Here is a 26,564-nt window from a genome sequence, read left to right as displayed (position 1 = left end):
TGTTTTGGCGTTTATCCCCCGAGAGGGGACCGTACTATGGTGGCGTGCGAAAAAGCCGCGAATGGTCAGGGGATCATTTGGTGCACGGTGGCAGCGCACACTGCTCATCCGTTTCAGTGTAAAGCCATGATCGATCGAATCGGTAAGGACTTCGAGTTCTATCAGAAGGCCCTGGCCCTGCGTCAGCAGCGGCAGGAAATTCTGGCGTCCAACATCGCCAACGCCGACACGCCCAATTACAAGGCGCGCGACATCGACTTCAACGCCACCTTGCGCGAAGCCATGGGCGAGGGCGGCCTGCCGCGCCTGCCGGACACGTCTCTGACGCTGACATCGGCGCGCCATATCCCGGCCAAGGCCCACAGTCAGTGGCCTGCCCAGGAACTGTACCGTGTGCCCGCGCAGCCCAGCCTCGACGGCAATACGGTCGAAATGGATGCCGAACGCACCCAGTTTGCGGACAACACCATGCGCTACCAGACGGACCTCCAGGTCCTGAACGGGCGCATCAAGTCCTTGCTGGCCGCAATCCAGCAATAACCGGCCCCGCCACGGAAACTGCCATGTCCACCTTCAGCATCTTCCAGATCGCCGGTTCCGCGCTGTCGGCCCAGTCCCAGCGCATGAATGTATCGGCCAGCAATATCGCCAACGCCGACAGCGCCGTCGGGCCCGACGGCCAACCCTACAAGGCGCGCCAAGTCGTGTTCCAGATGACGCCTTCGGCCCGGTCCGAGGCCGTGGGCGGCGTGCGAGTTGCATCGGTGCTCGAAAGCAATGCGCCCCCGCGAGTCCAGTATGATCCCGGCAACCCGCTTGCCGACGCCCAGGGCTATGTCACCCTGCCCAACGTCGACGTCGTCGCCGAAACCGTCAACATGATCTCCGCCTCGCGGTCCTACCAGGCCAACGTGGAAGTCATCAATACGGCCAAGACGCTGATGGCCAAGACCCTGACCCTGGGTCAATAAGGAACCCCGCCATGTCCACCGTCAACGACATCTACGGCTCGAACGCCGCCTCCGCACTGGCCAATGCGCAAAGCAGCAACGTGATGGGCGACACCCAGGACCGCTTCCTGAAGCTGCTGGTCACGCAACTGCAGAACCAGGATCCCCTGAACCCCATGGACAATGCCGAGGTCACTTCGCAGATCGCGCAGCTGTCCATGGTCAACGGGATCCAGAGCCTGAACAATACGCTGCTGGCGCTGTCCGGCCAGATGGACATGTCCCAGTCCCTGCAGGCCGCCAGCCTGATCGGCAAGGACATCCTGTATCCGGGCGAGAAGATCTCGCTGGGCAGCGATCCCGACACGGGTGCCAAGTCCGCCACGCCTTTTGGCATCGACCTGATGTCCGGCGCGGCCAAGACCAAGGTATCCATCCAGGATTCCGCGGGCAAGGTCGTGCGCGAATTCGAATTCGACGCCCAGGACGCGGGTATCTACCCGATGACCTGGGACGGCCTGGACAGCGCCGGCGCGCCTGTGCCGGACGGGGCCTACACCGTCCAGGTGACCGCATCCGACGACAAGGGCCAGCCGGTCTCCGTCCAGGCGCTTACTTCGGGCCACATCAGCAGCATTGCCTATACCTCCGAGGGCCTCAAGCTGAACCTGGCGCTGGGGCAGAAGATTTCCCTGCTGGACGTCCGGCAGGTCATGTAATCCAGACGGCAGGCGCGGGACGCGCCGCTGTTTCCACGAATCAACGCATTACGCACTGAAAGAGGTCAACCATGGGTTTCGGACAAGGTCTTAGCGGATTGAACGCCGCCTCGCAGAACCTGGACGTCATCGGCAACAACATCGCCAACTCCGGCACCGTGGGGTTCAAGGCGGGCAGCGCCACCTTCGCCGACGTCTACGCCAGTTCGCGCATCGGCCTGGGCGTGCAGGTCGCGTCCATCAATCAGCGCTTCACCACCGGGATCGTGTCCACGTCCGGCAACCAGTTCGACATGGCCATCGACGGGGCCAAGGGCCTGTTCGTGGTGACACAGCCCAACGGCGCCATGCTCTATACCCGCAACGGCCAGTTCCTGGCCGACAAGGACCACAGGATCGTCAACGCCCAGGGGCAGCAGCTCATGGGCTACGCCCCGGGCGGCACCAACCTGATCGGCATGACTGTGCCGGTGGGGAACATCGCGCCGCAGGCGACCAGCACGATCACCAACAAGGTCAATCTGGATGCGGACGCGGATGTGATCGATCCTACGGTCAACCCGTTCGACCCGACCCAGGACAGTAGCTTTTCCAAGATGGTCCCATTGACGGTGTATGACTCACTGGGGAACTCACACGAAGTTCAGCAGTACTATGCCAAGCGGGATGTGACTGTCGGTCCTCCGGATGTCAATAATTGGGATGTCTACGTAGTGGTGGACGGAGTCGTGGTGGATGGCGCAGGGGCTCCGGCAACGGCTCCTTATGCTCCTTTGCACAGTCTGGAGTTCGATACGGCAGGCCGCTTGGATCCTGCAACGGCCAGCTATACGTTGAATTTTCAAGTCCCGGCGTCGGGGGGGGCAGCAGCGGCAGATCTGGCTATTGCCGTTAGCTACGCCAATTCCACCCAGTTCGGCGGCAGTTATTCCCAGGATTTCATCCAGAACGGCTACGCCACCGGCGAATACGCCAGCATGTCCATCGGTTCCAACGGCGAACTGATCGCCAATTACACCAATGGCGCCAAGCAGGTCATGGGCACGCTGGCCCTGGCCGATTTCAGCAATCTGCAGGGCCTGCAGCCGGTGGGCGGCAACGCCTGGGCCGAGACCGCCAATTCCGGCCAGCCGATCTTCGGCACGCCGGGGTCGAACGGCCTGGCCACCATCAAGGGCCAGGCAGTGGAAGAGTCCAACGTGGACATGTCCCAGGAACTGGTCAACATGATCATCGCCCAGCGCACCTACCAGGCCAACGCCCAGACGATCAAGACGCAGGACCAGGTCCTGCAGACCCTGATCACGATGCGTTAAGCGGATAACCGGGCATGGATCGCATTCTCTACACCGCCGCCAACGGCGCGGCCCGCATCCTGGAGCAGCAGTCGGTCATTTCCAACAACATGGCCAATGTCTCTACGACCGGGTTTCGCGAACAGATGGCAATCTACCGGTCCGTGCCGGTGGTGCCTCAGGCGGGCGAGCTGCCCACGCGAGTCAGCACCGTGGCATCCACGCCGGGCAGCCACTTCCGCCAGGGCATCATGGTCGAGACCGGCCACGCCCTGGATGCGGCGATTTCGGGCGACGGCTGGTTCGCCGTGCAGACGCCTCAGGGCGAGGCCTACACCCGGGCGGGCGAATTCGCCGTCAACGAGCAGAACCAGCTTGTGACGCAGACCGGCCTGCCGGTGTTGTCGGCCGACGGCGCCCCCATCGAGATTCCCGAGCGCGGCAGCGTGACCTTTGCCACGGACGGCCAGATCAGCGCCCTGGGCGCGGGCGACAATCCGCGTGACATCCAGCTTCTGGCGCAGTTGAAGCTGGTCAATCCGCCCAAGGACCAGCTGATGCGCGGCGACGATGGCCTGTTCCGCACGGCGGGGGGACAGCCCGTCCAGCCGGACGAGGCCGTCAAGATCGCACCCGGCTTCATCGAAAAGAGCAACGTCAATCCGGCCGCCGCGATGGTGGCCATGATTTCCAACGCCCGCCAGTTCGAACTGCAGATGCAGGTGATCAAGAACGCCAGCACCAACGAAGAGCGCGGCAATTCGATTCTTTCGGCGGCGGGCTGACCCCGGCGCCCCTGAACAGGACCCAGCGACATGATACGTTCCCTGTGGATCGCCAAGACCGGTCTGGAAACCCAGCAGACCAGCATGGACGTGATCTCCAACAACCTGGCCAACGTCAACACCACGGGCTTCAAGCGCAGCCGCGCCGTGTTCGAGGATCTGATGTACCAGACCATGCGCCAGCCGGGCGCCAGCGTCGGTGCGGCCAACCAGCTGCCTTCCGGACTGCAGATCGGCACCGGCGCGCGCACTGTCGCCACCGAGCGAATCCACACCCAGGGCAATCTCAAGGAAACCGGCAACACGCTGGACGTGGCCATCCAGGGCAACGGTTTCCTGCAGGTGGAAATGCCCGACGGCTCCTTTGCCTACACGCGCGACGGCAGCATCCAGCGCGACCAGAACGGCATGCTGGTGACCGCGGGCGGATATCCCATCCAGCCGGGCATCAATATTCCCGACAATGCGCTGTCCATCACGATTGCCCGCGACGGCACGGTGTCCGTGACCCAGCCGGGCGCGACCGGCACCAACGTCGAGGTCGGACAGCTGCAGCTGGCGACCTTCATCAATCCGACGGGCCTGCAGAGCATGGGTGAGAACCTGTATGCGGAAACCGACGCCTCGGGGCCTGCCAACCTGCTGCAACCCGGACTGGACGGTGCGGGGGTCCTGCTGCAAAACTACGTCGAGACGTCCAACGTCAATGTGGCCGAGGAACTGGTGAACATGATCACCACCCAGCGCGCCTTCGAGATGAACAGCAAGGCAGTGCAGACGTCCGACCAGATGCTCGCCCGCCTGACCCAGTTGTAATCAGGATGTCCATGAAGGGATCGAGTCGTTTGGCGTGGGCGGCGGCGCTCGCGCTGGTGCTGTCCGGATGCGCGCTGGTGCCGCCCGAGCCGATCGTCACGGGGCCGCTGACCGCGCCGCCCCCGACGCCGGTCCCGCCGGCTGCGGAGGCCAATGGATCCATCTACCAGCCTACCGCCTACGGCAACTATCCCCTGTTCGAAGACCGCAGGCCGCGCAACGTGGGCGACATCGTCACGATCGTGATCCAGGAAAAGACCAACGCCGCCAAGAGCGTCGGCACCAGTACCGATCGGAACGGCAGTGCCAGCATGAACATCGGCCTGGCCCCGGCGATCCTGCCGACCGACCTTGGTCCCAAACAGAACTTCGAGACCGGCAGCGGCAATAAATCCGAAGGCAAGGGATCCAGCAGCGCGACCAATGTGTTCAGCGGCACGCTGACGACCACCGTCATCGGTGTGCTGCCCAACGGCAACCTGCAGGTTGCGGGCGAGAAGCAGATCGCCATCAACCGCGGCAGCGAATACGTGCGCTTTTCCGGCGTGGTGGATCCCCGCTCGATCACGGGCAACAACACGGTATCTTCCACCCAGGTGGCCGACGCCCGCATCGAATACCGCAGCAAAGGCGTGATGGACGAGGTCCAGACCATGGGCTGGCTGCAGCGCTTCTTCCTCAACATTGCCCCGTTCTGACGCCATGGCCGCAACGCTGATTCCGATTTCCTTCTTCGCGCGCCGCCTGGCCGTCGGCGCCCTGGCCCTGTGCCTGGGGGCACTGCTGTTTCCCGGCGTCTCGCAGGCCGAGCGCATCAAGGACCTGGCGTCCTTCACCGGCGTGCGGGAAAACCAGTTGATCGGCTACGGCCTGGTCGTGGGCCTGGATGGCAGCGGCGACCAGGTGCGCCAGACGCCCTTCACGCAACAGAGCCTGACCAACATGCTGTCCCAGCTGGGCATCACCGTGCCGCAGGGAACCAACATGCAGGTCAAGAACGTCGCTGCCGTCATGGTGACGACGCGGTTGCCGGCCTTTGCCCAGCCTGGCCAGAGCCTGGACGTGGTCGTGTCGTCGATGGGCAATGCCAAGAGTCTGCGGGGTGGCACGTTGCTGATGACTCCTCTGAAAGGCGCCAATGGCCAGGTCTATGCGCTGGCCCAGGGCAACCTGCTGGTGGGTGGTGCGGGAGCTTCCCAGGGCGGTGCGAGCGTTCAGGTCAATCAATTGAATGGCGGCATCATCCCCGGCGGCGCCATCGTCGAGCGTGGCGTGCCCACCACCTATGTCCAGGACGGCGTCGTTCGTCTGGAGCTGAACACCAGCGACTTCGGGGTCGCCCAGAATGTCGTGGCGGCGCTCAACCGCAGGTTCGGCGCGCAAACGGCGACCGCCCTCAATGGCCGCACCATCGAATTGCGTGCCCCCACCGACCCGAAGGCCCAGCTTGCCTTCCTGTCCCAGGTGGAGAACCTGCAGGTCGGCCTGCCGCCGGCCCGCGCCCGCGTGGTGATCAATGCCCGCACCGGCTCGGTGGTGATGAACCGCACCGTCACGATCGACGAAGCCGCCATCGCCTACGGCAACCTGTCGGTCACGATCAGCCCGCAGCAGCAGGTCAGCCAGCCGACCACGCCTTTTGGCGGCGGCGAGACCGTGGTGACGCAGAATACCCAGATCGAGATGCGCAGCGAAGGCGGTGCCATCAAGCGTGTCACCACCAGCGCCAATCTGGCCGATGTGGTCCGCGCGCTGAACGCGCTGGGTGCCACCCCGCAGGATCTGTTGTCCATCCTGCAGAACCTGAAGAGCGCCGGCGCCTTGCGCGCCGACCTGGACGTCATCTGAGGCCGCCCATGGGATTCGTGCTGCATTCGCCTCTGCCCAGCATGGACGCGACGCCTTCGGCGCTGGATTTCAGCAGCCTGAACGCCCTGAAGCGCGGCGTGCAGGTCGGGGGCAGCGCCGCGCGCGACCAGCAGCGCGAGGTCGCGCGCCAGTTCGAGGCGATCTTCATCCAGATGATGCTCAAGCAGGCGCGCCAGCAGTCGGCGCAGATGCCGTCCCTGTTCGATTCCCAGGCGACCCGCATGGCCCAGAGCATGAGCGATGAGCAGGCCGCGCTGGCCATGGCCAGCCCCGGTCTGGGACTGGCCGAGGCGCTGATGGCGCAGATGCGGGGCGGGGTGCTGAAGGAGCCGGCGGATCCCCTGGCGAATCCCCCCGAAGCAGCCCGTTCGCGCCTGCCCGGCCTGCAGTCGCGCATCGGCGAGGGCCGGCGTGAAATGGCCGATTCCATCGGTTCCCTGATCGATCGCCTGGCACGCGGCGGGGCTGGCGACCGGATCGGAGGCGCCATTCAGGGCGCTCCCCAGCATATCCGCTCTTTCGTGGACCGCATGGCCGCTGCCGCGGAACTGGCGGCCCGGCGCAGCGGCGTGCCCGCCAAGCTGATTCTCAGCCAGGCGGCGCTGGAATCCGGCTGGGGCGAGCGCGAGATCATGCGTCCCGACGGCCGCAGCAGCCATAACCTGTTCGGCATCAAGGCCGGGAGCGGCTGGCGCGGCGACGTGGTCAATGTCATGACCACCGAATACGACGAGAAGGGCGTCGCGCACCGGATGTCGCAGCCGTTCCGCGCCTATGGATCCTACGCCGAGTCTTTCCAGGATTATGCCGAGTTGATCGGCAGCAGCAACCGTTACAGCAAGGTCGTGGCCGCACCGACGGCAGAGGCCGCTGCGCGGCGCATCCAGGAGGCCGGCTATGCCACCGATCCGGGTTACGCCGACAAGCTGATCTCCATCATGGGATATTTCAATGCGCGCTGAAGGCGCGCGGTGTCCTCCCCCGGCCTAAATTTCCAGGCGCGGATGCCGTTATGGTCAGGGAAGAATTACGGTGTGCGCCCACCCGGCGCGCACGCAACCGATAGGATTGCAGCATATGAATCTGGCGAATCTCGGCAAGGCGGGCCTCCTGGTCGCGCAAAACCGTCTGCAGACGGCCGGGCACAACATCAACAACGCCGCGACCGCGGGCTACAACCGCCAGACTGTGCTGTCGCAAACGGCGGGTGCCACGCCCACCTCGGCCGGCTGGATCGGCCGGGGTGTGCAGGCCGTCAGCGTGCAGCGGTCCTATGACAATTTCCTGCAGAACCAGCTCACCAGTTCCCTGACGCGCGGCGCGGCGCTCAAGACCTACGGCGACCAGATCAGCCAGATCAATAATCTCGTGGCCGACCGGACAGTGGGCATTTCCCCGGGCATCCAGCAGTTCTTCGACAGCCTGGATGCTGTGGCTTCGGCGCCCGCCGATGTGGCCGCGCGCCAGGAACTGATCGGCCGGGCCAACAGCCTGGCGGCGCAGATCCGCGATGCCAATGCCTTCCTGGACAACCAGCGCATCAACGTCAATACCCAGGTCGATACCACCGTCAAGCAGATCAACAGCTACCTAGATCGCATCCAGGACCTGAATCGGCAGATCACCACCGCCAAGGCGACCAATCCGGGGCAGCCACCCAACGACCTGCTGGATCAGCGCGATCAACTGGTCAGCGAACTGGGCCAGCTGGTGGACGTCAAGGCCTACGAGCAGGACGACCGGGTCAGCCTGACGATCGGCAACGGCCAGACCGTGCTGGGCGGGGATTCCGTCTACTACCTGGAAGTCCATCCGTCCAAGGCGGATCCGGCCCGCCTGGCGGTCAACTACACTACGAAGGATGCTGCGGGCAATACCATTCCCATCGAGATGGATGATTCCCGCATCACGGGCGGCAAGCTGGGCGGCCTGCTCACCTTCCGCTCCGAGGCCCTGGACGCCACGCAGAACGACCTGGGTCGGATCGCCCTGGGAATCTCCATCGCCATCAACGAGCAGCACGCAAAGGGTTACGACCTGTCCGGCACGCCGGGCGGCGAGTTCTTCAATGTGGGCACGCCCAAGGCCATCGGTAACGAGAAGAACAGCGCCACGGCGGGAACCCCGGCCACCGCGTATGTGCCCGGCGAGTTGTCCAAGATCACCAATCAGGATTACCGGGTCGAATACACCGGGCCGGGCGCAACGGATTACACCGTGACCCGGGTGCCGGAAGGCACGACGGTGACACCCGCAGTCGCGGGCACGACGCTGAGCTTCGACGGCGTTGAAATCGACGTGAACGGCATGGCGCCGTCGGCGGGCGACAGCTGGCTGATCCAGCCCACGCGCGATGCCGCGTCCGCGATGACGGTGACGATCACCGATCCGGCCAAGTTCGCTGCAGCAGGGGAAGTGTCCCCGGGCGTGGGCGCCGGCACCGCCAATGGCGACAATGCCCTGGAACTGGCGGCTCTGCGGTCCAAGAAAATCCTGGCGAATGGCTCCATGGGCATGAACGAAGCCTATTCGCAGCTGGTCAACACCGTAGCGGTGAAGACGCAGCAGAACACCACCGCGCAAAAGGCCCAGGAAACCCTGATTTCACAGAATTTTTCGGCCCAGCAGGCCGTCTCAGGCGTCAACCTGGACGAGGAATACATCAACCTGCAGCAGTACCAGGAACAATACCGCGCTGCCGCACGCTTGATCGATACGGCCTCGACCCTGTTCGACACCTTGCTCGCCCTGCGCAACTAAGGCGCCCAAGTTCAGGAATTCATCATGCGCATCAGCTCCAGCCTCGTTTTCCAGACCGGTCTGAAGACCATCAACGCCCAGCAGTCCGACCTGCTGCATCTGTATCAGCAGATCGGCACCGGCCAGAAGATGGTCACCCCGGCCGACGATCCCCTGGGCGCGTCGCAGGCCATCAACCTGTCGCAATCCCAGGCCCAGAACGCCCGCTACGCCGACAATCGCGCAGTGGCCAATCAGAACCTGGGTACGGAGGAAGACGCGCTCAACTCATTGACGCTACTGCTGCAGGACGTACGCACCCGACTCGTCGAGACCGGCAATGGCACGCTATCGGACGCTGACCGTAGCACCCTGGCCGGTATCCTGCGTCAGGCCCGAGACACGGCCCTGGGAGTCGCCAACACCACCGACGGCAATGGACTATATCTGTTTTCTGGCTCCAGGGGGGACATCCCAGCCTATGATGCGAGTGGCAACTATAGCGGCGATGATCTGCAGCGCTTGATCCAGGCCGACCAGACCCGCCGGATCGCTGGTAGCGATGTGGGTGCCGATATCTTCGAGCGCGCCCAACCCGGGACGCGGGATTATCTGTCGGCAGCCGGCGCCGGCAACACCGGCACCGCCGTCCTGGGCCGCGCAGCGATCACGGACAACACGCAGGGCAACGCCGACGCCAAATTCTCGTTCAGCATCCAGTTCGATCCCACCGGTACCAGCTATACGGTGACAACCACGGACGTGTCGTCGGATCCCCCAGGCGCGCCCGTTGTTGGCTTGCCTCAGCCCTGGACGCCGGGCCAGACGTCCCTGGATCTGGGGCAGGGCACTACCCTGGAAATCAAGGGTGAGCCGGCGGGTGGCGACACCTTTACGGCTGAACCCCTGAAGCATTCCACAGGCCTGAACCTGTTCAAGGCCTTGGGCGATCTGGCCGATGCGCTGGAACAGCCCGCTCAGGGAGACGACCGTGCTCTGGCCAGTTTGCGCAACCTGATGAATACCACATCGCAGACGATGGCCACCCTGTACGACAACGTGTTGACAGTGCGCGCTTCCGTGGGCGCACGCATGAACGAACTGACCGCCCTGGATAACTCTGGCGCTCAGCGCAACCTGGGCTATGCCAAGGCGCTGTCCGACATCGAGGACCTGGACTACTACGAAGCCACCACCCAGCTCAGCCTGCGCAAGATGGCGCTGGAAGGCGCGGGTCTCGCATTCCAGACCATCCAGGGCCTGAGCCTGTTCAACCGGAACAAGTGATCCGGTCGCCGGATTTCCGGCCTGGCATTCGGTATACCGGGGTTGCCTCGCAATCCCGGATGGCTCCGACCCCTGATCGGGGGCCTGGGGCAATCCCGACGAATAGGGCCTACAAGGCCCTATTTTCTTAGGAAGCATCCCGGTGCCGGCATGGCATGCTGGGATACCGATGAGGTAGAGGCGACATGAAGAAGATATCCATGACGTTGTCCCTGCGGGCCCGGCTGACGCTGGTCGTGGCGCTGCTGTCTCTTCTGACGTTTGCGGCGGTGGGCAGCGCCTGGTTCGTTCAGCGGGAAAGCCAGCGCACGGTAGGGCAGCTGTCCGCGATCGGCGTCCAGGCGAACTCCGACGTCAAGAATGCCTACATTTATGCCCAGCAGGCCGCCACCCAGGTCGACGGGGCGCTGAATATCACCAACGAAAAACAACGTCTCTGGGAACTTGGCCAGGCCGATCAGTTGCTGAAGCGGTCGCGCGACAGCATGCAGTCGCTGCAGGCATCGGCCGCGCTGACCGGTTCGACTGGGGAATCCCTGCAGCACATGCTGACGGCATCCTTCAACGACTACTGGACGCAAGTCGAACAGTTGCGCGATTTCGCTGCCCGGCAGGATGCAAAGGGCTTCGAGGCCGTGAAGCGCGGCCGGCTGCGCAATGCGGCCCGGGGCATGGACCGGGTTTTCGGCCAGTTCGACAAATTCATCCAGGACCGCAGCTCGGCCTCGCGCGACGAACTGGCGCAATTGTTCCATCGGGCCAATATCGGCATGCTGGCGCTGCTGGCCGTGGCCGTGGTCCTGGCGCTGCTGGCCTACCGGACCTTGATCCGCACGGTGTTGCGGCCCCTGCAGGCCGTGGGGCGTCATTTGCAGCGTATCGCGGGCGGCGACCTGCGCGTATCCATCGTGCCGCGTTCCAATGACGAGATCGGCTCCTTGCTGCGCGGCCTGAAGACGATGCGCGACAGCCTGGAAACCATGATTTCCGGAGTGCGGCACAGGATGGGGCAGATGGCCGGCAGCGCCCAGCGCATCGCGGCGGGCAACCTGGACCTGAGCAGCCGCACCGACGAGCAGGCGGCCGCCTTGCAGCAGACGGCGGCGAGCATGGAGCAACTGGCCAGCACCGTCAAGCAGAACGCAGACAACGCACAGCAGGCCAATCAGCTGGCGCATTCCGCATCCCAGGTGGCTTCGCGCGGCGGCGAAGTGGTGGGGGAAGTCGTTGCCACCATGAAGGGCATTTCGGACAGTTCGCAGAAGATCGCCGACATCGTGGGGGTGATCGACAGCATTGCCTTCCAGACCAACATCCTGGCCTTGAACGCGGCCGTGGAAGCCGCACGCGCCGGCGAACAGGGCCGCGGCTTTGCCGTGGTCGCGGGCGAGGTCCGGGCGCTGGCCCAGCGCTCGGCGGGCGCCGCCAAGGAAATCAAGGCGCTGATCGAGGATTCCGTCGGCCGGGTCGGCGCGGGCTCGTCGCAGGTCCAGCGGGCGGGCGAGACCATGAAGGAAATCGTCGAGGCCGTGACTCGTGTGTCGGACATCATGAGCGAGATCACTGCAGCCACCATCGAGCAGTCCTCGGGCATCGATCAGATCAACCTGGCGGTTGCGCAGATGGATTCCGTGACTCAGCAGAATGCGTTGCTGGTGCAGCAGGCGGCGGAATCGGCCGGATCGCTGGAATCCCTGGCCGCCGAGGTCAACCAGGCGTTGGCGGTGTTCCAGGTGGACGATGCGGCTGCCGGTCATCAGGAGATGCCGCCACTGGCGGCCGCACCGACCGCACCGGCGCTGGCAAACGGGTCTGCCGGGGACGCCAATCCGGAGACGGCCCCGCCCGCCGTGCCGGCATCCGCACCGCCTCGGGCCGCTGTGCGAAAAGATCGCGCCGTGGCACCTCGGCTGCCCGCCGCGCGCATGGCCGCGCTCGCCACTCAGGCGGCGCGGGAGGAAGAATGGGAGGAGTTCTGAACATGAGATTTTTCTTGGCACGGCCTGCGCACCGGCGGGTTCCGGATGAGGGTTTTCCGCGAAACGGACGGTTGCGCCTGGCTGTGCTGGCTGTTTCCGCTGCCTTGCTGTCGGCCTGCACGTCCACAGGCGCATCGTTCCAGTCATCGGGCCTGGACCGCATCGTCGTGGGCCGCACGACCATGGAGCAGGCGTCCGGCTACCTGGGGGCCCATCCCGTGGATGTCTGGCGGCAGGGGGATACCACGCTGGCCCGCTGGGCCTACAAGGGCTCCGTCGCCACGGACGCCGTTTATTTCCGTCAGGAGGCCTGGCTGCGCTTCGGTCCGGACGGCACATTCCAGCGCATGGAAAATTCCGTCAATCTGCCGCTGAACCGACGCCCCCGGACAGCCGAAGAGGCCGATCAGCAGGCCCGGGCAGAGGATGCAGCCCGTCAGGAAGCTTCCAGGCCGCCGGTCCAGACTGTTGCCGCCCCGGCGGCCACGGAAGGCGCCAGCGAAGCCGTGCCTGTCGCCGTGCAGGCCGGCGATGCCATCCAGCCCGCGTCGCTGACCATCCAGCCGCCCGCTCCCGCGGCCTCCGGTGCCAAACCTGCACGAACACGGGCAGGGAGTGCGCCGGCGCGCCGGGCCGCCACCGGCAAGGCCCGATCAGGCCAGGCAAAGAAAAGCACCGCGGCAGCGGATCGGAGCCACTCGCCCGCTGCCAATCCCTTGCTGCCGGCCGGCACCAGGGTGATTCCGGGAGTGACCTATCCGGTCAGGAAGGGGAATTGAGAGGGCGGGGCAGGGCGATCGTCCGATGGCCCTGTGTTTCCCGCTGGTTCTGGCGGTTCTATAGCCCGGCCAGGCTGCGCGCGATGCGGGCCATGGCCTGGTAGCCGCCTTCGAACAGGCCGGCCAGGAAGTCGCCGCTCTGGGGCAAGACGATGGCCAGCATGATCAGGCCTGTGGTTAGGGAAATCGGGAAGCCCACGGCGAACACCGACAACTGCTGGGCCGTGCGGTTCAGGATGCCCAGCGACAGATTGATCGTCAGCAACACCACCACCAGCGGCAACGCGAGCAGCATGCCGGAAATCCAGAGCTGGGAGCTCCAGTCCAGCAGCGCACCCCAGCCATCGGTCATCAAGGGAGCGCCCACGGGCAGCAGATCGAAGGTGCGCACCAGGCCGTCGAGCATCAGCAGGTGGCCGTTGACCGCCAGGAAGATCAGCATCGCCACGAGATTGATCAGGCGCGACAACACCGCCGTATTGGCGCCGGTGGCCGGATCGAAGAACGAGGCGAAAGCCAGGCCCATCTGCAGGCCCACGAACTCTCCGGCCATCATTGCTGCAGTGAAGACCAGCCGCATGCACAGGCCCAGCGCCATGCCGATCAGCACCTGCTGGACGGCGATCAGCAGCCCGCCCCAGGAGGCCGGAGCGATGTCCGGCATGGTACCGAGCAACGGTGCACAGACCACGGTGATGACGACCGACAGGCCGATCTTCACCCGCATGGGCACAGTGGATTCCCCCAGGACTGGCGCCAGCGCCACCAGGCCGGCGATGCGGAACAGAGGCCACAGCAGGCTGTTGATCCAGTCGTAGAGCTGTCCGATCTGGAAGGAAATCATGGCCCAGCGCAGCCGGGCCCTACGAGGCCAGGCCGGGGATGGAGTCGAGCAGCGAGCGGATGTAGTCCACCATGGTGCTGAGCAGCCAGGGACCGAGCAGCACCAGGGTGACGCCCACGGCCAGCAGCTTCGGAATGAACGACAGCGTCATTTCGTTGATCTGCGTGGCCGCCTGGAAGATGCTGATGATCAGGCCCACGGCCAGGGTCGTCAGCAGCAGGGGGCCCGCCATGGTCAGTGCGACGCGCAGCGCCTGGTAGGTCATGGACATTACGGCTTCGGGCGTCATGTCGGGCCTCCTATTGGTAAAAGCTGCGGGCGAGCGAACCCAGCAGCATGTGCCAGCCGTCGGCCAGCACGAACAGCATCAGCTTGAAGGGCAGCGAGATCGTCACTGGCGGCACCATCATCATACCCAGCGCCATCAGCAGGCTGGCGACCACCAGGTCGATGATCAGGAAGGGGATGAAGATCGTGAAGCCGATCTGGAAAGCTGTCTTGAGTTCGCTCGTCACGAATGCGGGTACCAGGACGCGCAGGGGAACGGCCGACTGGTCTTCCAGGGGGCCGACGCCGGCCATTTCCGCGAACATAGCCAGGTCCGATTCGCGGGTCTGGCGCAGCATGAAGGTCTTGAGCGGCTGGCTGCCCCTGTCCAGCGCCTGCTCGAAGGTGATCTCGTCGCGCGACAGCGGCTGGTAGGCCTGGGCGTAGATCTGGTCGAAGACCGGCGACATGCTGAAGAAGGTCAGGAACAGGGCCAGGCCCACCAGGACGGAGTTGGGGGGCGAAACACCCGTACCCAGCGCGTTGCGCAACAGGCCCAGCACGATGATGATGCGGGTGAATCCGGTCATCATCAGCAGCGCCGCCGGCAGGAACGACAGCATGGTCAGCATGACCAGCGTCTGGACGCTGAGCGACCAGGTTTCGGAGCCGTTGGGTCCCGGCGTGGCGGTCAGGGCGGGTAGGGTGGCCTGCGCCAGGGTGCTGGCGGGCCAGAACAGGATCAGCGCCAGTCCGGCCAGCAGCCAGGGCGCCGAGCGTGCGGCGTAAGAAGTGGAGTGGCGCATCAGGAACCGGGGAGGGCTTTGCCGAGGGCCTCGGCGAAGTCCCCGGGCGAGGCGTCGCCGGCCCCGGGGGCGTTCGGCAAGGTATGCAGGAGGGTGATCTGCTGGGCGGTCACGCCCAGCACCAGACGGGCGTCCTCGACCTGGACCAGGGCGACCGAACTGCGCGCCCCCAGGCTGAGCGTGCCGAGCACGCGCAGCCGGGCGGACTGGGCACGCCTGGGCAGCCAGCCGCCCCTGCGGGCCACCCAGGCCAGCACCAGCAGCAGGCCCAGGATGAACAGCAGGGCGAGGATGACGCGCAGGATCTGGTCCTGGTCCATGGCGGATCAGCGGCGGTTGTTCAGCCGCGCGATGCGGTCCGAGGGGGTGATGATGTCGGTGACGCGGATGCCGTATTTTTCGTCCACGACCACGACTTCGCCCTGGGCGATCAGGTAGCCGTTGACGTAGATATCCATAGGCTCGCCGGCCAGGCCGTCGAGCTCGACCACCGAGCCCTGGCCCAGCTGCAGGATGTTCTTGATCGTCAGGCGCGTGCGGCCCAGTTCCACCGACAGCTGGACGGGGATGTCCATGATCATGTCGATGTCGCTGTCGCCGTCGGCCGCCTGGCCGGACAGCGGCTGGAACACCTGGGCAGCAGCGGGTTGGGCCGCCGATGCCGAGGTCGCGGCGGTCTGCTCGGCCAGGGCCGCGGCCCAGTCGTCCTCGGCGCCCAGGCCGCTGGCCTGGGTGGGCTGGTCGTGTGCGGACTGCTGTTCGGCCATGGCGGCGGCCCAGTCGTCCTCCACGGAACCACCGGATGCCTGATCCGGCAGGTTAGGGTCCTGGGTGTCGTCTTTGTTGTCGCTCATCTTTTGGTGCGGGCTAGCAGTTTGTCGGAGTCGTCGGGCGTGGCGAGAACCTTGCGCACGCGCAGGGCATAACGGCCGTTGAAGGTGCCGTAGCCGCATTCCAGCACGGGAACGCCGCCTACGCGGGCCGTGACGGTGGGACGGATGTCGACCGGCAGCACGTCGCCGACGGCGAGATGCAGCAGTTCGGCGATGGATGTATCGACCCGGGCGAATTCCACGGCCAGTTCGACCTCGGCGTTGCGGACCTCGCGCGAGAGCTGTTGGGTCCAGCGCTGGTCGATCGCATCGGAGGCGGCCTGCTGGAGCGGACGCGTGAGCAGGTCGCGGATGGGTTCGAGCATGGAATAGGGCAGGCAGATGTTGAGCTTGCCCCCGGCGGCACCGAGTTCGATGTTGAAGGAAGCCACCACGACGATGTCGTTGCTCGAGCTGATGCTGGCGAACTTGGTGTGCATTTCCGAGCGGAGGTATTCCAGCTCCAGCGGATAGACGGATTCCCAGGCCTCGCGGTAGCAGTCCAGCGTCAGGCTCATCAGCCGGCGGATGATGCGCTGCTCGGTGTTGGTGAAGTCGCGGCCTTCGATGCGGGTGTTGTAGCGCCCATGGCCACCGAACAGGCTGTCGATGACCAGGAAGACCAGGTTCGGGTCGTAGGTGAACAGGCTCGTGCCGCGCAGCGGCTTCATGGCCACCATGTTCAGGTTGCTGGGCACGGGCAGGTTGCGTTCGAAATCCGAGTATTTCTGGATCTTGATCGCGTTGACGGTGATGTCGGCGTTGCGGCGCATGAAGCCGAAGAACATCGAACGCAGGCGGCGGGCGAAGCGTTCGTTGATCAGCTCCAGCGTCTGCATCCGGTGCCGCACGACACGGTCCGGCGATCCCAGATCATAGGAACGAACCCCGTCCTGGGATTCGTCCGTGGCTTGCTGGCCCGAGGACTCCTCGCCGGTGACGCCTGCAAGCAGGGCATCGACCTCGTCCTGGGAAAGCATGCTCTGATAGACCATTACTGCACCACGAAAGCGGTGAAGAGCACGTCGGCGACCATCGGGCCGGGCAACTGCGCAGCGAACGGACGCGCGAGCGTGGTCTTCAGGTCGTTGGCCAGGGCCTGGCGGCCCTCGGACGTCTGGATGAGGGGCAGTTGCTGCGCCGAGAGCACCTTGAGGATGCGATCCCGGACTTCAGGCATGTAGTCGGTGATTTGCTTGCGCGAGGCTTCGTCGCCCAGGCGCAGGGTGATCGCGGTGTAGAGGATCCGGTTGTGGACTTCGCCGTACAGCGTGACCGTGAAGGGATCGAGCTCCGCGAAGATCGGCGCGGGAACCATCGGCTGCGGCGCGGGCGCCTGGGTGGCCTGTCCGATCATCGAGGCCGACGGGGTGCCGGGCGCGCTGTCCCTGCTCGTGAACCACATCGTGGCGCCGACCGAGGCGCCGATGACGATAATCAGCAGGAGAATGAATTTGAGTAGCCTGAGCATGGTTCCGGGGTTAATGCGTCACGATGACAGAGGGGCGAAATGAGGCATTGTAATGCGAGGCCTGCCCAGGGAAAGAGTAAGTAATCACGCGAAAGTGTCCACCAGCGCATCCGGGCGGGAAATCGTTCGGGAGGCCGCGGGCGCTGCCTGCAGGGCAGCGGTCTCGACGGTGCCGCCATCGAGGCTGAAGACGGCTCCGCCGTCCCGGGCCGGCGACGCCTGGCCCTGGGTATGGGCCTGCTGACCTGGTTGCTGGTCGCCGACATCCGCCTGGCCCAGCGACAGGCCCGCCTGGGCCAGTTGCTGCTCCAGGTGCGGCAGGGCGTTTTCCAGGGCGTGGCGCACGCTGGCATGCGGCGAGACGAAAGAGGCCTGGGCGATGGAATCGCCCACGTGCAGCGTGATGTGGATCGGCCCGAGTTCAGGCGGGTTGAGGTGCATCTGCACCGTATGGCCCGAACCGGCGATGTTCTGGGTCAGTTGCAGGACCTGACGGCTGAAATCCTGGGGCCACTGCGGACTGGAGAGCGGAGTGGACACGGCAACGGGTGCTGCGGCCGGTGCAGGGGTTGCCGCTGGCAGCAGCGATGCGCCAGCAGGAGCGCCGACCGACGACAGGGCCGCGTCGGGCGTTGCCGACTGGACCGCTTCCGTACCGGCAGCGGAACGAATCCGGAAGGCGGGTGCGGCTGCCTGGGCTTCGGCGGCGGACGGCAGTGTCCGGGCCTGGTCCGGCGCCTGGTGCTGGAAAGATACGGTGCTTGTGCGGGTACGGCCGGATTCCCGCTGGCTTGCCGGATCGGTCGCAGGCGCGCTCAGCGGCTCGCGTGCAGCCGAGGATGTGGCGGCGACTGCGTCGGCACGCGGCATGCGGATGCGGATGCGGATGCCCGCGTCCGTTTCTTCGTTCGTGTCGGAGTCGAGGGTTGCGCCGAGCGCATCGGCCGGCGCGCGGCCGGCCAGGTCGATCGGGAGACGGTCTGCCTGAGGACCATCGGCGCCCTGACGGGCAGCCGAGCCGACGCGGGCGGCATGGGGGTCGGTGGCGGCAGCAGCCTGCATCAGAGGCAGGGCAGCGCTGTCCAGGATCAACGCCAGGGTTTCGTCAGGCCCGAGGGGATCCCGCCGTTCGGAGGCTTCCGCATCAGCCTTGCCGGCACGCCGGGACTCGGTCTGGCGCGACTCGGCAGGACGGGCAGTTGCGCCGTCCCGCTGCTGCGACAGCACATTCGAGAAGGCCGGGGTGTCCGCCGCGCCCGCATCCGCGCCGCGCGCCGGAGCGTCCGGGGCCGGGGGGCTGGGGCTGGTAACGGGAGGGACGGGTATGTTCATGGCGTGTGCGGATTCAATGCGGCTGTCGTGTTCGTCGGTACAGGCCGGCCGAGATTTCGTCGCTGGCGCGCTGTTCGCGGCGTTGCTCGCGGTATTGCAACTGGCGAACCTGGCGCGCCTTGAGGGTTTCGTAGGAGTTCAGGCGGCGCTTTTGATCGTGCCATTGCTTGCGTCCCGCCTCGATGCGCACGTCGATCTGGGCAATGATCGTATTTTGCTGGGAAATCGCCTCGTCCAATGTGGCGATAAACTGCCTAAAGTTATGGTAATTCGAGGCCGATACGCCCTGCTCGGTGGTGTTCTGCAGACGCTTCGTATAGTCGGCGCGGTAGCCGTCCAGCGTGTTCAGCTGGCCCTGCGCCTCGCGCCGGCGGGCACTCAGTTCGGACAGGTTCCGGCCGGCCTCTTCGAGCTTGTCCTGGGTCAGGCCGATCAGCACATCCAGCGGTGTTTCGGGGCTCATGGTGCAGTCTCCTGACCCAGCACGCCAGCCAGCGCGGCCACCGCGGTGGAATAATCCACCCGCACGTCGATGCCTTGCTGCAGGTAGCCTTCCAGCCAGGGATAGCGTTCGATGGCCTGGTCGATTTCCGGGTCGTTGCCCGCCGTATAGGCGCCGACGGCGATCAGGTCGCGGTTGCGCTGGTAGCGGGACATCATGCGCTTGAACAAGTGTACGTGGCGGAACTGGCTGTCGGGCACGATGGCGGACATGACCCGCGAAATCGAGGCCTCGATGTCGATGGCCGGGTAATGGCCGGATTCCGCCAGGCTGCGCGACAACACGATGTGGCCGTCCAGGATGGCGCGGGCCGAATCCGCGATCGGATCCTGCTGGTCGTCGCCTTCCGTCAGCACCGTGTAGAACGCGGTGATGGATCCGGCCGGTCGGTCGCCCTGAGGGGCGCCGTTGCCCGCGCGCTCCACCAGCGTCGGCAGCTTCGCGAACACGGAGGGCGGGTAGCCCTTGGTGGCCGGCGGCTCGCCGATGGCCAGGGCGATCTCGCGCTGGGCCATGGCGTAGCGCGTCAGGGAATCCATGATCAGCAGCACGTGCTTGCCCTGGTCGCGGAAGAATTCCGCCAGCCGGGTGGCGTAGACCGCGCCCTGCAGGCGCAGCAATGGCGACACATCGGCCGGTGCCGCGACCACCACGGATCGGGCCAGGCCGTCGGCACCCAGGTTCAGTTCGATGAATTCCTTGACTTCGCGGCCCCGCTCGCCGATCAGCCCGACGACGATCACGTCGGCCTTGGTGTAGCGGGCCATCATGCCCAGCAGCACGCTCTTGCCCACCCCCGAGCCGGCGAACAACCCCATGCGCTGGCCGCGGCCAACCGTCAGCAGGCCGTTGATGGCACGCACGCCCACGTCGAGCACGGTATCCACGGGCGCGCGGGTCAGAGGATTGATCTGCAGGGCGGTCAGGGGCGCCATGTCCAGGTCTGCGGGCAGGGGCTTGCCGTCCAGCGGGCGGCCGGCGCCGTCCAGCACGCGGCCCAGCAGGGCGTTGCCGACCGGCAAGTGGCGCACCTGGTCCGTGATGATGGCGGCGGCATCGGGCGTGGCGGCGGGATCGTCGGGCAGCGGGACGGGATCCAGCCGCAGTGTCTCGGCGGGAATGATGCGCGCGCCCGGCGGCAGGCCGGTGATGTCGCTTTGCGGCATCAGGTAGAGAGTATCGGCGTGGAAGCCGACGACTTCGGCGTCGGCCCAGCGGTCCTGGTCGGGCGACACCTGGACCTTGCAGGCAGCTCCGACCGGCAGTTGCAGGCCGGTGGCTTCGAGCACCAGGCCGGTGGCGCGCGTCACGCGCCCCTGCCGGCTGGTCGGCTGGCGGGCGGAAACCCGCTGCTCGCAGACGGCGAGCTGCGCCCGCCAGCGGGCGCCGGGGGAGCGAGTCGCTGTCTCTTCCTCGGTCATGGCTGACCGCCGTCCTGCTGGCCCAGCGCGGCAATGATGCGCTGCCAGCGTGTTTCGAGTGTGGCGTCCACGGATCCCAGGGCGGTTTCGGCGATGCAGCCGCCACGGGTGATGCTCTCGTCGGCGCTCAGGCGATAGCTTGCCGGGTTCGGCGCCTGCTGCAGGAAGGCCTGCACCAGTTCGAGATCGTCGGGGTGCAGCCGCAGCCGCAGCGCGGCACCCTGTTCGGGCCTGGCCTGCATGACTTCGCGGACCAGGTCCAGGATATGGTTGGGATAATCGCGGATATGCGTGCGCAGCACCTGTTCGGCGATGCGCACGGCCAGGTGGATGACCGACTGGCCGACTTCCTCCTCGATCCGGTTCAGCGCGGTTGCGCAGGTACGGGCCATGCCGTCCAGCCGGGTGGCCTGTTCGCGGGCCAGGGTGGCGCCTTCTTCGAGGCCCCGGGCGTACCCCTGGGCATGGCCTTCGGCACGGCCCTGTTCCAGGCCCTGGGCGTAGCCTTCGGCACGGCCTTGTTCCAGGCCCTGGGCATGGCCTTCGCCACGGCCCTGCTCGAAGCCTTCCGTCCGGCCCAGCGTCAGGCCTTCTTCGCGCGCCTCGGCGAGCACCTGGGCGCGACGCCGTGCGAGTTCGGCCTGGTGGCGCGGGTCGCGGTCGGTTGCGCGGCGGCCGAGGGTCGGCCTGAGCGCTTCCAGGGATTCCATTTCCCAGCGCTGCCAGCGGGCTCGCGTCGCCAGATCGATGGAAGGCCCGGGCTTGTCAGACATATTCGTCGTTGCCCATCGACAGGTTGATCTGGCCGGCATCGGCGAGCTTGCGGGCCACCATCAGGATGGCCTTCTGCTCGGCCTCGACACGCGACATGCGCACCGGGCCCTGGGCTTCGAGATCGTCGCGCAGGATTTCGGCCGCACGGTTGGACATGTTCTTGAAGAACTTGGCGCAGAGTTCTTCGCTGGCGCCCTTCAGGGCGATGGTCAGCGAGGCGGTGTCGATTTCCTTCAGGATGAGCTGGATGGCGGTGTCCTCGACGTCGACCAGGTTGTCGAACACGAACATCTCGTCGATGATGCGCTGTGCCAGGTCGGCGTCCATCTCGCGCAGGCTGCTGACCACGGCCTCTTCTTCGGCCGTGTTCATGTAGTTCAGGATCTCGGCGGCGGTGCGCACGCCGCCCATCTTCGAGCGCTTGGCGCCCTGGCCGGACAGGACCTCGTTGAGTACTTCCGTGAGCTCGTGCAGGGCTGCCGGCTGCACCCCGCCGAAAGTGGCGATGCGCATCATCACGTCGTTGCGCAGGCGATCGTTGAGCAGCGCCAGGATCGCGGATGCGCGATCGCGCTCCAGGTGGACCAGGATGGTGGCGATGATCTGCGGGTGCTCGTCGGCAATCAGCTCGGCCACGTTGGCGGGCTCCAGCCAGTTCAGCGCGTCGATGCCCGAGCCCGTGCCTTCGCCCGCCTCGAGGATGTCCTCGATCAGGCCTGCGGCGCGGTCGGTGCCCAGCGCCTTGGTCAGGACGGAGCGGATGTATTCGTCGGACCCCAGGGTCACGGCCATGAACTGGTCTGCTTCGCGGCGGAAGTCTTCCAGGACCTGGTCGACGTCGGCCCGCGTGACCTGCTTGAGATTGGCCATGGCCGAGCCGATCTGCTGGACCTCGCGCGAGGAAAGGTACTTGAAGACTTCGGCCGCCGCATCCTCGCCGATGGACATCATCAGGATGGCGCAGCGGGTCAGGTCGTTGTCAGGATTTGGCATTCTTGGGATCCATCCATGAACGCAGCACCATGGCGACGGCGCGCGGATCGCGCTGGGCCAGCTGGCGGGCGGTGTCCAGGTTTTCCTCGTAGCGGTTCATTTCCGAGGCACGCAGTTCTTCCTGGCGGCGCTGTTCGCGCATGGTTTCCAGGTGGGCCTCGTTCTTGGCGCGCTCGACCTGGGCATTGGCGAAGCCCTGGACGATTGGCCGGACGACGGAGCGCCAGATGAAGAACAGGATCGCCAGGATCAGGAGCACCTTGAGGGCTTGCAGGGCGAGGCCGCGGTATTCCGGGTTTTCCCAAGGCTTGAATTGGGGTTCCTGGTCGGTGAAGGCGCTGTTCACCACGCTGAGCGTATCGCCGCGTTCGGCGGAATAGCCCATGGCCTGCTTGACCAGCGCATTGATGTTGTCCATCTCGGACTGGTCCAGCGGAGCCGGTTCACCGTCCTTGTCGCGATAGTTGACCACCACGGCCACGGACAGGCGCTGCAGCGTGCCCAGTTCGTGCTTGACATGGCTGATCGTGCGGTCGACCTCGTAGTTGATGGTCGCGTCGTTGCGTACCGAACCCGGGCTGGAGCGGGCCCCACTGGCCACGGGGGTGCCGTTGATTGCGGTCGGGCCGCCGGCCTGAGCCGTGGCGGCTGCCCCCTGGGCTGCCTGTCCCTGTGCGCCTTGTGCAGTGGCGGGCGTCTGGATCGGCGCCGTGGCGTTGGCCGGCGGCTCGTTGGACAGGGCGCCCGGGATGCCCTCGGGCGGCAGCATGCCGTTCTGCGCCGAATCGCTGGTCTGTTTGCTGCGGATGGCAGCCGAGCCGGGAGTCTCGTTGGGGCGGTAGGTTTCGGATGTCTGCTCGCGCTGGGAGAAATCGACGGCGGCACTGACCTGGGCGCGTACGTTGCCAGGGCCGACGATCGGGTTGAGCAGGGTCAGGATGCGTTGGGCCGTGCGCTGCTCGATGTCGTTGATGAAATTGCGCCGGGTGCTGTCCATGCCTGCCTCGCCGCCCGGCGAGGACATCAGGTGGCCGTCCTGGTCGACGATGGAGACGGATTCGGCGCTGAGCTTGGGCACGCTGGAGGACACCAGCCAGGCAATCGCCGAGACCTGGGACTCGCTCAGGGTGCGGGAGGGGTAGAGCGTCAGGAGCACGGAGGCGGTAGGGGCTTCGCGTTCGCGCACGAACAGGGATTGGCGCGGAATGGCCAGATGCACGCGGGCGGACTTGACCGGCTGCAGAGCCTCGATGGAGCGGGCGAGTTCGCCTTCGAGGGCGCGCTGGTAGGTGATCTGCTCGGAAAACTGGCTGGCGCCGAACTTGGGCTCGTCCAGCAGCTCGAAACCCACGCTGCCGCCGCGCGGCAGGCCTTGTTCAGCCAACTGCAGGCGCAGTGCATAGACCTGTTCGGCTGGCACCAGGATGGTGGCGCCGTTGTCGGCGAATTTGTAGGGGATGTTGCGCTGGTTGAGAACGGAGACGATGGCGCCGCCGTCGCGGGCTTCCACGTTCGAGAACAGCGTACGGTATTCGGGCTCGCGCATCCACAGGGCGGCGACGACGAGCAGGGCCACGATCGCGGCACCCAGGCCCAGGAGCACCGGCCGGGGCAGGGCCGCCAGCCGCGCCAGGGCGGGGTTGCGGTTCATCCAGTCGGCAATGGGGTTCATCGGATGGAAGATGCAGAAAAGGCCGCCAGGGCGCGCCCGGGCCAGAAACCGATGGTCTGGATGATGTGCATGCTGTGTTGCGGCAGAATAATGGGATGTTGGCGGCCATTATGGCGGCGATTCGCATTCCGGCAAGCCCTGAAAAACCCCGTTTTTGGGGCTTAGTTAGGATGATCCGTCCGGTTTGCACGTCTGCCGGGCAAACGGGGGAACTGCCCGTTCTTATCACCGCTATTGCGGGGCTTGCCGTCGCGAAGCGGGCCGTATAGTACCTTATCGGCCGCGCTGTGTGATCGGTGCGGTGTGTATTTCCGCTTATCTTCCAAAGTTGTCCGCCATGTTGACTTCCCAGGCTCTCGCCAACGTAGAAAACCTGCTCGCCCAGATGCGCGCCGTTGCGCGCGAGTCCCAGGGCCTGTCGGCACAGCCCGCAGCGCCTGCCGAAAGCGGGGGATTCTCGGCCGAGCTGGCCCGTTCCCTGGAACGCGTGTCCCATGCGCAGAATGCCGCCAATACCCAGGCCAGGGCCTTCGAGATGGGCGATCCGGATATTTCCCTCAGCAATGTGATGATCGACCTGCAGAAGGCCGGCCTTGCTTTTCAGGCGACCGTACAGGTGCGGAACCGTCTGGTGGAAGCCTACAAGGAAATCGCCAATATGGCGGTCTGATTCCCGTCCGGTCCCTGCGGGGCCGGGCAGCGCGGTTCGCAAAACCCGCCGGGCGGCAGCCGTGCGGGTTTTTGTTTTTCGGGGCCAATGGGCGGTGCCCGGTCAGACCATCGGACCGTGGGCTTGAGACGGTCCGGCCGGCGGTGTTTGTTCCATGGGCGTGATCGGCTCATCCTCGTCCGGGGAGCGGCGCACGACGCCGCCTTCGGTGTCCAGGGCGTACAGCCAGGCCAGCAGTTCCGCGATCGCAACGTAGAGCTTCGGAGGGATGTGCGCATCCAGGTCCACCTGCATCAGCAGGCTGACCAGTTCGGGCGATTCGTGCACATAAAGGCCATGTTCGCGCGCCGTGCGCACGATGGTTTCTGCCAGTGTGCCATAGCCTTTGGCCACGACCCGTGGCGCGGAATCCGACGGATCGTAGCGGATGGCGACCGCGCTGGGGCGGTTGGGGTCAGGATGCGGCGACTTCATTTTCCAGGGAATCCGGTGGCTGAGGTTCGGGGCCGTCGTCCCGTGCCTGGACCGACAACTGGCTGGTCTGCAGACCCTGGGCCAGCAGCCGGGCGCGCAATGGCTCGATGGCGGGGGTCAGCCGCTCCGCGGATTGGGGGGCAGTCAGCCGCATGATCAGTTGATCGCCGGACAGACTCAGGCGGGCCTGGATGTCTCCCAGAGTGGGCAGGTGCAGGTTCAGTCGGGTGGACCAGTGCTCGTCCTGAAAATCGCGCTCGTCCTCGTCGCCCTGCGGGCGGCGGCGGACCTCCCATTCCATGTCGGCCCCCGGCCATGCCTCGCCTTGCCAGAGGAAACCCTGGTTGGCGAGCGCCTCGAGCTGCTGGCGGACCAACAACTGGGCCTGCGGATCGATGCCCGGGACGGGGGGGGTAGGGTTATGGCTGGCCGTTGGGTGCGCCTGCGCAGGTTCCGGGGCCGGACCGCTTGCAGTGGGTGCGACGGCAGCCGGTGCGGTCTGTTGGGCCGCCCCCTGGGCCGCAGGTACGGGTTGCGGCGGGATGCGCCCCTGCGGCTCTTGCCGCAGTTCCTGGACCGTGCCTTTGCCCGTGGACAGCTGGGCGAGATGAGATTCGTAGAACAGGCCGCTCGTTCGTACGGATTGCGACAGCGCGTGGGCAAAGCGGGCGGGCAGTGCGCCTGGTTGCCCCAGGGTGGTCGCAAGCTGGGCCCAGGTCTGGTTGATGCTGCCGGCCGGGGTGGATTGGGTTCCGGGAAAGGGCGCGCCTGCGCTCGTGCCGCCGGGCAGGCCGGGGGCGCTGCCGCCTGTCTTCGGGCCTGCGCCGGCCTCGGGCAGCAATGGTGATTGTCCGCGCACGGCCTGACCTTCCTGGGGGTACTGGTTCAACAGGGCGAGGATGATGCGGGCGGCATAGCCGAGCGTGGTCGGTGCGGATTGGGTGGTGCCGTTGAAGGTCGTGCTGCGCCCGAGCAGGTTGTCCAGCTTCATGTCCCGCACGGCCTTGCCGACGGCGGTCTGCTGGCGTCCCTGCTGGGTGGCCCTGTCTACTGTTTCCCGGGGATGGCGCTGGGTGGGGTTCTGCGGCGCGTTGGGATTTTCGGTATTGCCGGGCTGGGGGACGGCCTGCGGGCCGGCTCCCGAAACGAGATTGGCCTGCTGGCCCAGCGTGGTGCCCAGCACGGCATCCAGGCGCTGGATCAGTAGCGTGCCAAGGTTTGAAGGGGCACCGATGCTCATGGCGGGGT

Annotated in this window: 29 protein-coding genes; 14 read left to right on the top strand and 15 right to left on the bottom strand. The window is 65.9% G+C overall.

The window, feature by feature from the left end; all coding sequences use genetic code 11:
* Window positions 1–126 precede the first annotated feature (126 nt).
* The 13 genes from flgB (at window position 127) to ABD022_RS04440 (ending at window position 13,218) form a co-directional block, all read left to right on the top strand.
* The gene (gene flgB, locus ABD022_RS04500) at window positions 127–540 is read left to right on the top strand and encodes a flagellar basal body rod protein FlgB (protein WP_343820241.1); all 414 of its coding nucleotides are present in this window, start codon (window positions 127–129) and stop codon (window positions 538–540) included.
* 23 nt (window positions 541–563) lie between these two features.
* Complete coding sequence (gene flgC, locus ABD022_RS04495) at window positions 564–971, top strand: flagellar basal body rod protein FlgC (RefSeq protein ID WP_325123727.1); 408 nt, start codon at window positions 564–566, stop codon at window positions 969–971.
* Between the two features lie 11 nt (window positions 972–982).
* A complete protein-coding gene (locus ABD022_RS04490) occupies window positions 983–1,669 on the top strand; it encodes a flagellar hook capping FlgD N-terminal domain-containing protein (RefSeq protein ID WP_343820239.1) in 687 nt (228 codons plus the stop codon).
* Between the two features lie 71 nt (window positions 1,670–1,740).
* On the top strand, window positions 1,741–2,985 hold the full coding sequence (flgE, locus tag ABD022_RS04485; protein WP_325123729.1) for a flagellar hook protein FlgE: 1,245 nt from the start codon (window positions 1,741–1,743) through the stop codon (window positions 2,983–2,985).
* A gap of 14 nt (window positions 2,986–2,999) precedes the next feature.
* On the top strand, window positions 3,000–3,749 hold the full coding sequence (flgF, locus tag ABD022_RS04480; protein ID WP_343820236.1) for a flagellar basal-body rod protein FlgF: 750 nt from the start codon (window positions 3,000–3,002) through the stop codon (window positions 3,747–3,749).
* 30 nt (window positions 3,750–3,779) lie between these two features.
* Window positions 3,780–4,565 (top strand): flagellar basal-body rod protein FlgG, encoded by a 786-nt coding sequence (flgG, locus tag ABD022_RS04475; protein ID WP_325123731.1) that lies wholly within the window; start codon window positions 3,780–3,782, stop codon window positions 4,563–4,565.
* A 5-nt stretch (window positions 4,566–4,570) separates the two neighbouring features.
* A complete protein-coding gene (locus tag ABD022_RS04470) occupies window positions 4,571–5,263 on the top strand; it encodes a flagellar basal body L-ring protein FlgH (RefSeq protein WP_414647384.1) in 693 nt (230 codons plus the stop codon).
* A gap of 4 nt (window positions 5,264–5,267) precedes the next feature.
* The gene (locus ABD022_RS04465; RefSeq protein WP_325123733.1) at window positions 5,268–6,413 is read left to right on the top strand and encodes a flagellar basal body P-ring protein FlgI; all 1,146 of its coding nucleotides are present in this window, start codon (window positions 5,268–5,270) and stop codon (window positions 6,411–6,413) included.
* A gap of 8 nt (window positions 6,414–6,421) precedes the next feature.
* Entirely contained in the window at window positions 6,422–7,396 is a 975-nt protein-coding gene (gene flgJ / locus ABD022_RS04460) for a flagellar assembly peptidoglycan hydrolase FlgJ (protein ID WP_343820234.1), read from the top strand.
* 115 nt (window positions 7,397–7,511) lie between these two features.
* A complete protein-coding gene (flgK, locus tag ABD022_RS04455; RefSeq protein WP_325123735.1) occupies window positions 7,512–9,194 on the top strand; it encodes a flagellar hook-associated protein FlgK in 1,683 nt (560 codons plus the stop codon).
* Window positions 9,195–9,218: 24 nt separating this feature from the next.
* Window positions 9,219–10,460 carry a flagellar hook-associated protein FlgL gene (gene flgL / locus ABD022_RS04450; protein WP_343820231.1) on the top strand — a complete coding sequence of 414 codons (1,242 nt, stop codon included), beginning with the start codon at window positions 9,219–9,221 and terminating at the stop codon, window positions 10,458–10,460.
* Between the two features lie 200 nt (window positions 10,461–10,660).
* Complete coding sequence (locus ABD022_RS04445; protein ID WP_343820229.1) at window positions 10,661–12,439, top strand: methyl-accepting chemotaxis protein; 1,779 nt, start codon at window positions 10,661–10,663, stop codon at window positions 12,437–12,439.
* Between the two features lie 2 nt (window positions 12,440–12,441).
* Entirely contained in the window at window positions 12,442–13,218 is a 777-nt protein-coding gene (locus ABD022_RS04440; protein WP_343820227.1) for a hypothetical protein, read from the top strand.
* 58 nt (window positions 13,219–13,276) lie between these two features.
* Here the strand turns inward: ABD022_RS04440 and fliR are convergent, their stop codons facing one another.
* The 13 genes from fliR to fliF all read right to left on the bottom strand — a co-directional run bounded on the left by fliR (window position 13,277) and on the right by fliF (window position 24,172).
* The gene (gene fliR, locus ABD022_RS04435) at window positions 13,277–14,062 is read right to left on the bottom strand and encodes a flagellar biosynthetic protein FliR (RefSeq protein WP_325124233.1); all 786 of its coding nucleotides are present in this window, start codon (window positions 14,060–14,062) and stop codon (window positions 13,277–13,279) included.
* A 19-nt stretch (window positions 14,063–14,081) separates the two neighbouring features.
* Window positions 14,082–14,351, bottom strand: coding sequence for a flagellar biosynthesis protein FliQ (gene fliQ, locus ABD022_RS04430; RefSeq protein WP_325124234.1), 270 nt, complete (start codon window positions 14,349–14,351; stop codon window positions 14,082–14,084).
* A gap of 10 nt (window positions 14,352–14,361) precedes the next feature.
* Window positions 14,362–15,135 (bottom strand): flagellar type III secretion system pore protein FliP, encoded by a 774-nt coding sequence (gene fliP, locus ABD022_RS04425; RefSeq protein ID WP_325124235.1) that lies wholly within the window; start codon window positions 15,133–15,135, stop codon window positions 14,362–14,364.
* Window positions 15,135–15,455, bottom strand: a complete 321-nt coding sequence (gene fliO / locus ABD022_RS04420) for a flagellar biosynthetic protein FliO (RefSeq protein ID WP_343820224.1) — start codon at window positions 15,453–15,455, stop codon at window positions 15,135–15,137. The genes fliP and fliO overlap by 1 nt, the downstream gene beginning before the upstream one ends.
* A 6-nt stretch (window positions 15,456–15,461) precedes the next feature.
* Window positions 15,462–15,989 carry a flagellar motor switch protein FliN gene (gene fliN / locus ABD022_RS04415; protein ID WP_325124237.1) on the bottom strand — a complete coding sequence of 176 codons (528 nt, stop codon included), beginning with the start codon at window positions 15,987–15,989 and terminating at the stop codon, window positions 15,462–15,464.
* Entirely contained in the window at window positions 15,986–17,002 is a 1,017-nt protein-coding gene (fliM, locus tag ABD022_RS04410) for a flagellar motor switch protein FliM (RefSeq protein WP_325124238.1), read from the bottom strand. Before fliM ends, fliN begins: the two co-directional genes overlap by 4 nt.
* Window positions 17,002–17,478: a flagellar basal body-associated FliL family protein gene (locus tag ABD022_RS04405; RefSeq protein ID WP_325124239.1), complete on the bottom strand. Its 477-nt coding sequence runs from the start codon at window positions 17,476–17,478 to the stop codon at window positions 17,002–17,004. Before ABD022_RS04405 ends, fliM begins: the two co-directional genes overlap by 1 nt.
* Before the next feature lie 84 nt (window positions 17,479–17,562).
* Window positions 17,563–18,810 carry a flagellar hook-length control protein FliK gene (locus tag ABD022_RS04400; RefSeq protein ID WP_343820221.1) on the bottom strand — a complete coding sequence of 416 codons (1,248 nt, stop codon included), beginning with the start codon at window positions 18,808–18,810 and terminating at the stop codon, window positions 17,563–17,565.
* A 13-nt stretch (window positions 18,811–18,823) separates the two neighbouring features.
* Window positions 18,824–19,273: a flagellar export protein FliJ gene (fliJ, locus tag ABD022_RS04395; RefSeq protein WP_325124241.1), complete on the bottom strand. Its 450-nt coding sequence runs from the start codon at window positions 19,271–19,273 to the stop codon at window positions 18,824–18,826.
* Window positions 19,270–20,733 carry a flagellar protein export ATPase FliI gene (gene fliI / locus ABD022_RS04390; protein WP_325124242.1) on the bottom strand — a complete coding sequence of 488 codons (1,464 nt, stop codon included), beginning with the start codon at window positions 20,731–20,733 and terminating at the stop codon, window positions 19,270–19,272. The genes fliJ and fliI overlap by 4 nt, the downstream gene beginning before the upstream one ends.
* Window positions 20,730–21,506 carry a flagellar assembly protein FliH gene (locus ABD022_RS04385; protein WP_343820218.1) on the bottom strand — a complete coding sequence of 259 codons (777 nt, stop codon included), beginning with the start codon at window positions 21,504–21,506 and terminating at the stop codon, window positions 20,730–20,732. The genes fliI and ABD022_RS04385 overlap by 4 nt, the downstream gene beginning before the upstream one ends.
* The gene (gene fliG / locus ABD022_RS04380) at window positions 21,499–22,500 is read right to left on the bottom strand and encodes a flagellar motor switch protein FliG (protein ID WP_325124244.1); all 1,002 of its coding nucleotides are present in this window, start codon (window positions 22,498–22,500) and stop codon (window positions 21,499–21,501) included. The genes ABD022_RS04385 and fliG overlap by 8 nt, the downstream gene beginning before the upstream one ends.
* Entirely contained in the window at window positions 22,487–24,172 is a 1,686-nt protein-coding gene (fliF, locus tag ABD022_RS04375; protein WP_343820216.1) for a flagellar basal-body MS-ring/collar protein FliF, read from the bottom strand. Before fliF ends, fliG begins: the two co-directional genes overlap by 14 nt.
* Window positions 24,173–24,512: 340 nt before the next feature.
* On the opposite strand from fliF, the gene fliE reads away from it, so the two are divergent.
* Window positions 24,513–24,842 (top strand): flagellar hook-basal body complex protein FliE, encoded by a 330-nt coding sequence (fliE, locus tag ABD022_RS04370; protein WP_425545199.1) that lies wholly within the window; start codon window positions 24,513–24,515, stop codon window positions 24,840–24,842.
* A 102-nt stretch (window positions 24,843–24,944) separates the two neighbouring features.
* On the opposite strand, the gene ABD022_RS04365 is transcribed toward fliE, so the two are convergent.
* Window positions 24,945–25,316: an EscU/YscU/HrcU family type III secretion system export apparatus switch protein gene (locus ABD022_RS04365; RefSeq protein WP_325124247.1), complete on the bottom strand. Its 372-nt coding sequence runs from the start codon at window positions 25,314–25,316 to the stop codon at window positions 24,945–24,947.
* Window positions 25,297–26,556 carry a flagellar hook-length control protein FliK gene (gene fliK, locus ABD022_RS04360; RefSeq protein ID WP_343820213.1) on the bottom strand — a complete coding sequence of 420 codons (1,260 nt, stop codon included), beginning with the start codon at window positions 26,554–26,556 and terminating at the stop codon, window positions 25,297–25,299. Before fliK ends, ABD022_RS04365 begins: the two co-directional genes overlap by 20 nt.
* Window positions 26,557–26,564 lie beyond the last annotated feature (8 nt).

Source organism: Castellaniella daejeonensis, assembly GCF_039523555.1.
In the GTDB taxonomy this organism is placed as follows: domain Bacteria; phylum Pseudomonadota; class Gammaproteobacteria; order Burkholderiales; family Burkholderiaceae_B; genus Castellaniella; species Castellaniella daejeonensis.
The sequence above is the reverse complement of the archived record's forward strand: the minus strand, read 5'-3'. Positions and strand labels throughout refer to the sequence as shown.

Coding starts and splice junctions, on each gene's coding strand:
- flgB (WP_343820241.1), top strand. CDS start 127: ATGATCGATCGAATCGGTAAGGACTTCGAGTTCTATCAGAAGGCCCTG.
- flgC (WP_325123727.1), top strand. CDS start 564: ATGTCCACCTTCAGCATCTTCCAGATCGCCGGTTCCGCGCTGTCGGCC.
- ABD022_RS04490 (WP_343820239.1), top strand. CDS start 983: ATGTCCACCGTCAACGACATCTACGGCTCGAACGCCGCCTCCGCACTG.
- flgE (WP_325123729.1), top strand. CDS start 1,741: ATGGGTTTCGGACAAGGTCTTAGCGGATTGAACGCCGCCTCGCAGAAC.
- flgF (WP_343820236.1), top strand. CDS start 3,000: ATGGATCGCATTCTCTACACCGCCGCCAACGGCGCGGCCCGCATCCTG.
- flgG (WP_325123731.1), top strand. CDS start 3,780: ATGATACGTTCCCTGTGGATCGCCAAGACCGGTCTGGAAACCCAGCAG.
- ABD022_RS04470 (WP_414647384.1), top strand. CDS start 4,571: ATGTCCATGAAGGGATCGAGTCGTTTGGCGTGGGCGGCGGCGCTCGCG.
- ABD022_RS04465 (WP_325123733.1), top strand. CDS start 5,268: ATGGCCGCAACGCTGATTCCGATTTCCTTCTTCGCGCGCCGCCTGGCC.
- flgJ (WP_343820234.1), top strand. CDS start 6,422: ATGGGATTCGTGCTGCATTCGCCTCTGCCCAGCATGGACGCGACGCCT.
- flgK (WP_325123735.1), top strand. CDS start 7,512: ATGAATCTGGCGAATCTCGGCAAGGCGGGCCTCCTGGTCGCGCAAAAC.
- flgL (WP_343820231.1), top strand. CDS start 9,219: ATGCGCATCAGCTCCAGCCTCGTTTTCCAGACCGGTCTGAAGACCATC.
- ABD022_RS04445 (WP_343820229.1), top strand. CDS start 10,661: ATGACGTTGTCCCTGCGGGCCCGGCTGACGCTGGTCGTGGCGCTGCTG.
- ABD022_RS04440 (WP_343820227.1), top strand. CDS start 12,442: ATGAGATTTTTCTTGGCACGGCCTGCGCACCGGCGGGTTCCGGATGAG.
- fliR (WP_325124233.1), bottom strand. CDS start 14,062: ATGATTTCCTTCCAGATCGGACAGCTCTACGACTGGATCAACAGCCTG.
- fliQ (WP_325124234.1), bottom strand. CDS start 14,351: ATGACGCCCGAAGCCGTAATGTCCATGACCTACCAGGCGCTGCGCGTC.
- fliP (WP_325124235.1), bottom strand. CDS start 15,135: ATGCGCCACTCCACTTCTTACGCCGCACGCTCGGCGCCCTGGCTGCTG.
- fliO (WP_343820224.1), bottom strand. CDS start 15,455: ATGGACCAGGACCAGATCCTGCGCGTCATCCTCGCCCTGCTGTTCATC.
- fliN (WP_325124237.1), bottom strand. CDS start 15,989: ATGAGCGACAACAAAGACGACACCCAGGACCCTAACCTGCCGGATCAG.
- fliM (WP_325124238.1), bottom strand. CDS start 17,002: ATGGTCTATCAGAGCATGCTTTCCCAGGACGAGGTCGATGCCCTGCTT.
- ABD022_RS04405 (WP_325124239.1), bottom strand. CDS start 17,478: ATGCTCAGGCTACTCAAATTCATTCTCCTGCTGATTATCGTCATCGGC.
- ABD022_RS04400 (WP_343820221.1), bottom strand. CDS start 18,810: ATGAACATACCCGTCCCTCCCGTTACCAGCCCCAGCCCCCCGGCCCCG.
- fliJ (WP_325124241.1), bottom strand. CDS start 19,273: ATGAGCCCCGAAACACCGCTGGATGTGCTGATCGGCCTGACCCAGGAC.
- fliI (WP_325124242.1), bottom strand. CDS start 20,733: ATGACCGAGGAAGAGACAGCGACTCGCTCCCCCGGCGCCCGCTGGCGG.
- ABD022_RS04385 (WP_343820218.1), bottom strand. CDS start 21,506: ATGTCTGACAAGCCCGGGCCTTCCATCGATCTGGCGACGCGAGCCCGC.
- fliG (WP_325124244.1), bottom strand. CDS start 22,500: ATGCCAAATCCTGACAACGACCTGACCCGCTGCGCCATCCTGATGATG.
- fliF (WP_343820216.1), bottom strand. CDS start 24,172: ATGAACCCCATTGCCGACTGGATGAACCGCAACCCCGCCCTGGCGCGG.
- ABD022_RS04365 (WP_325124247.1), bottom strand. CDS start 25,316: ATGAAGTCGCCGCATCCTGACCCCAACCGCCCCAGCGCGGTCGCCATC.
- fliK (WP_343820213.1), bottom strand. CDS start 26,556: ATGAGCATCGGTGCCCCTTCAAACCTTGGCACGCTACTGATCCAGCGC.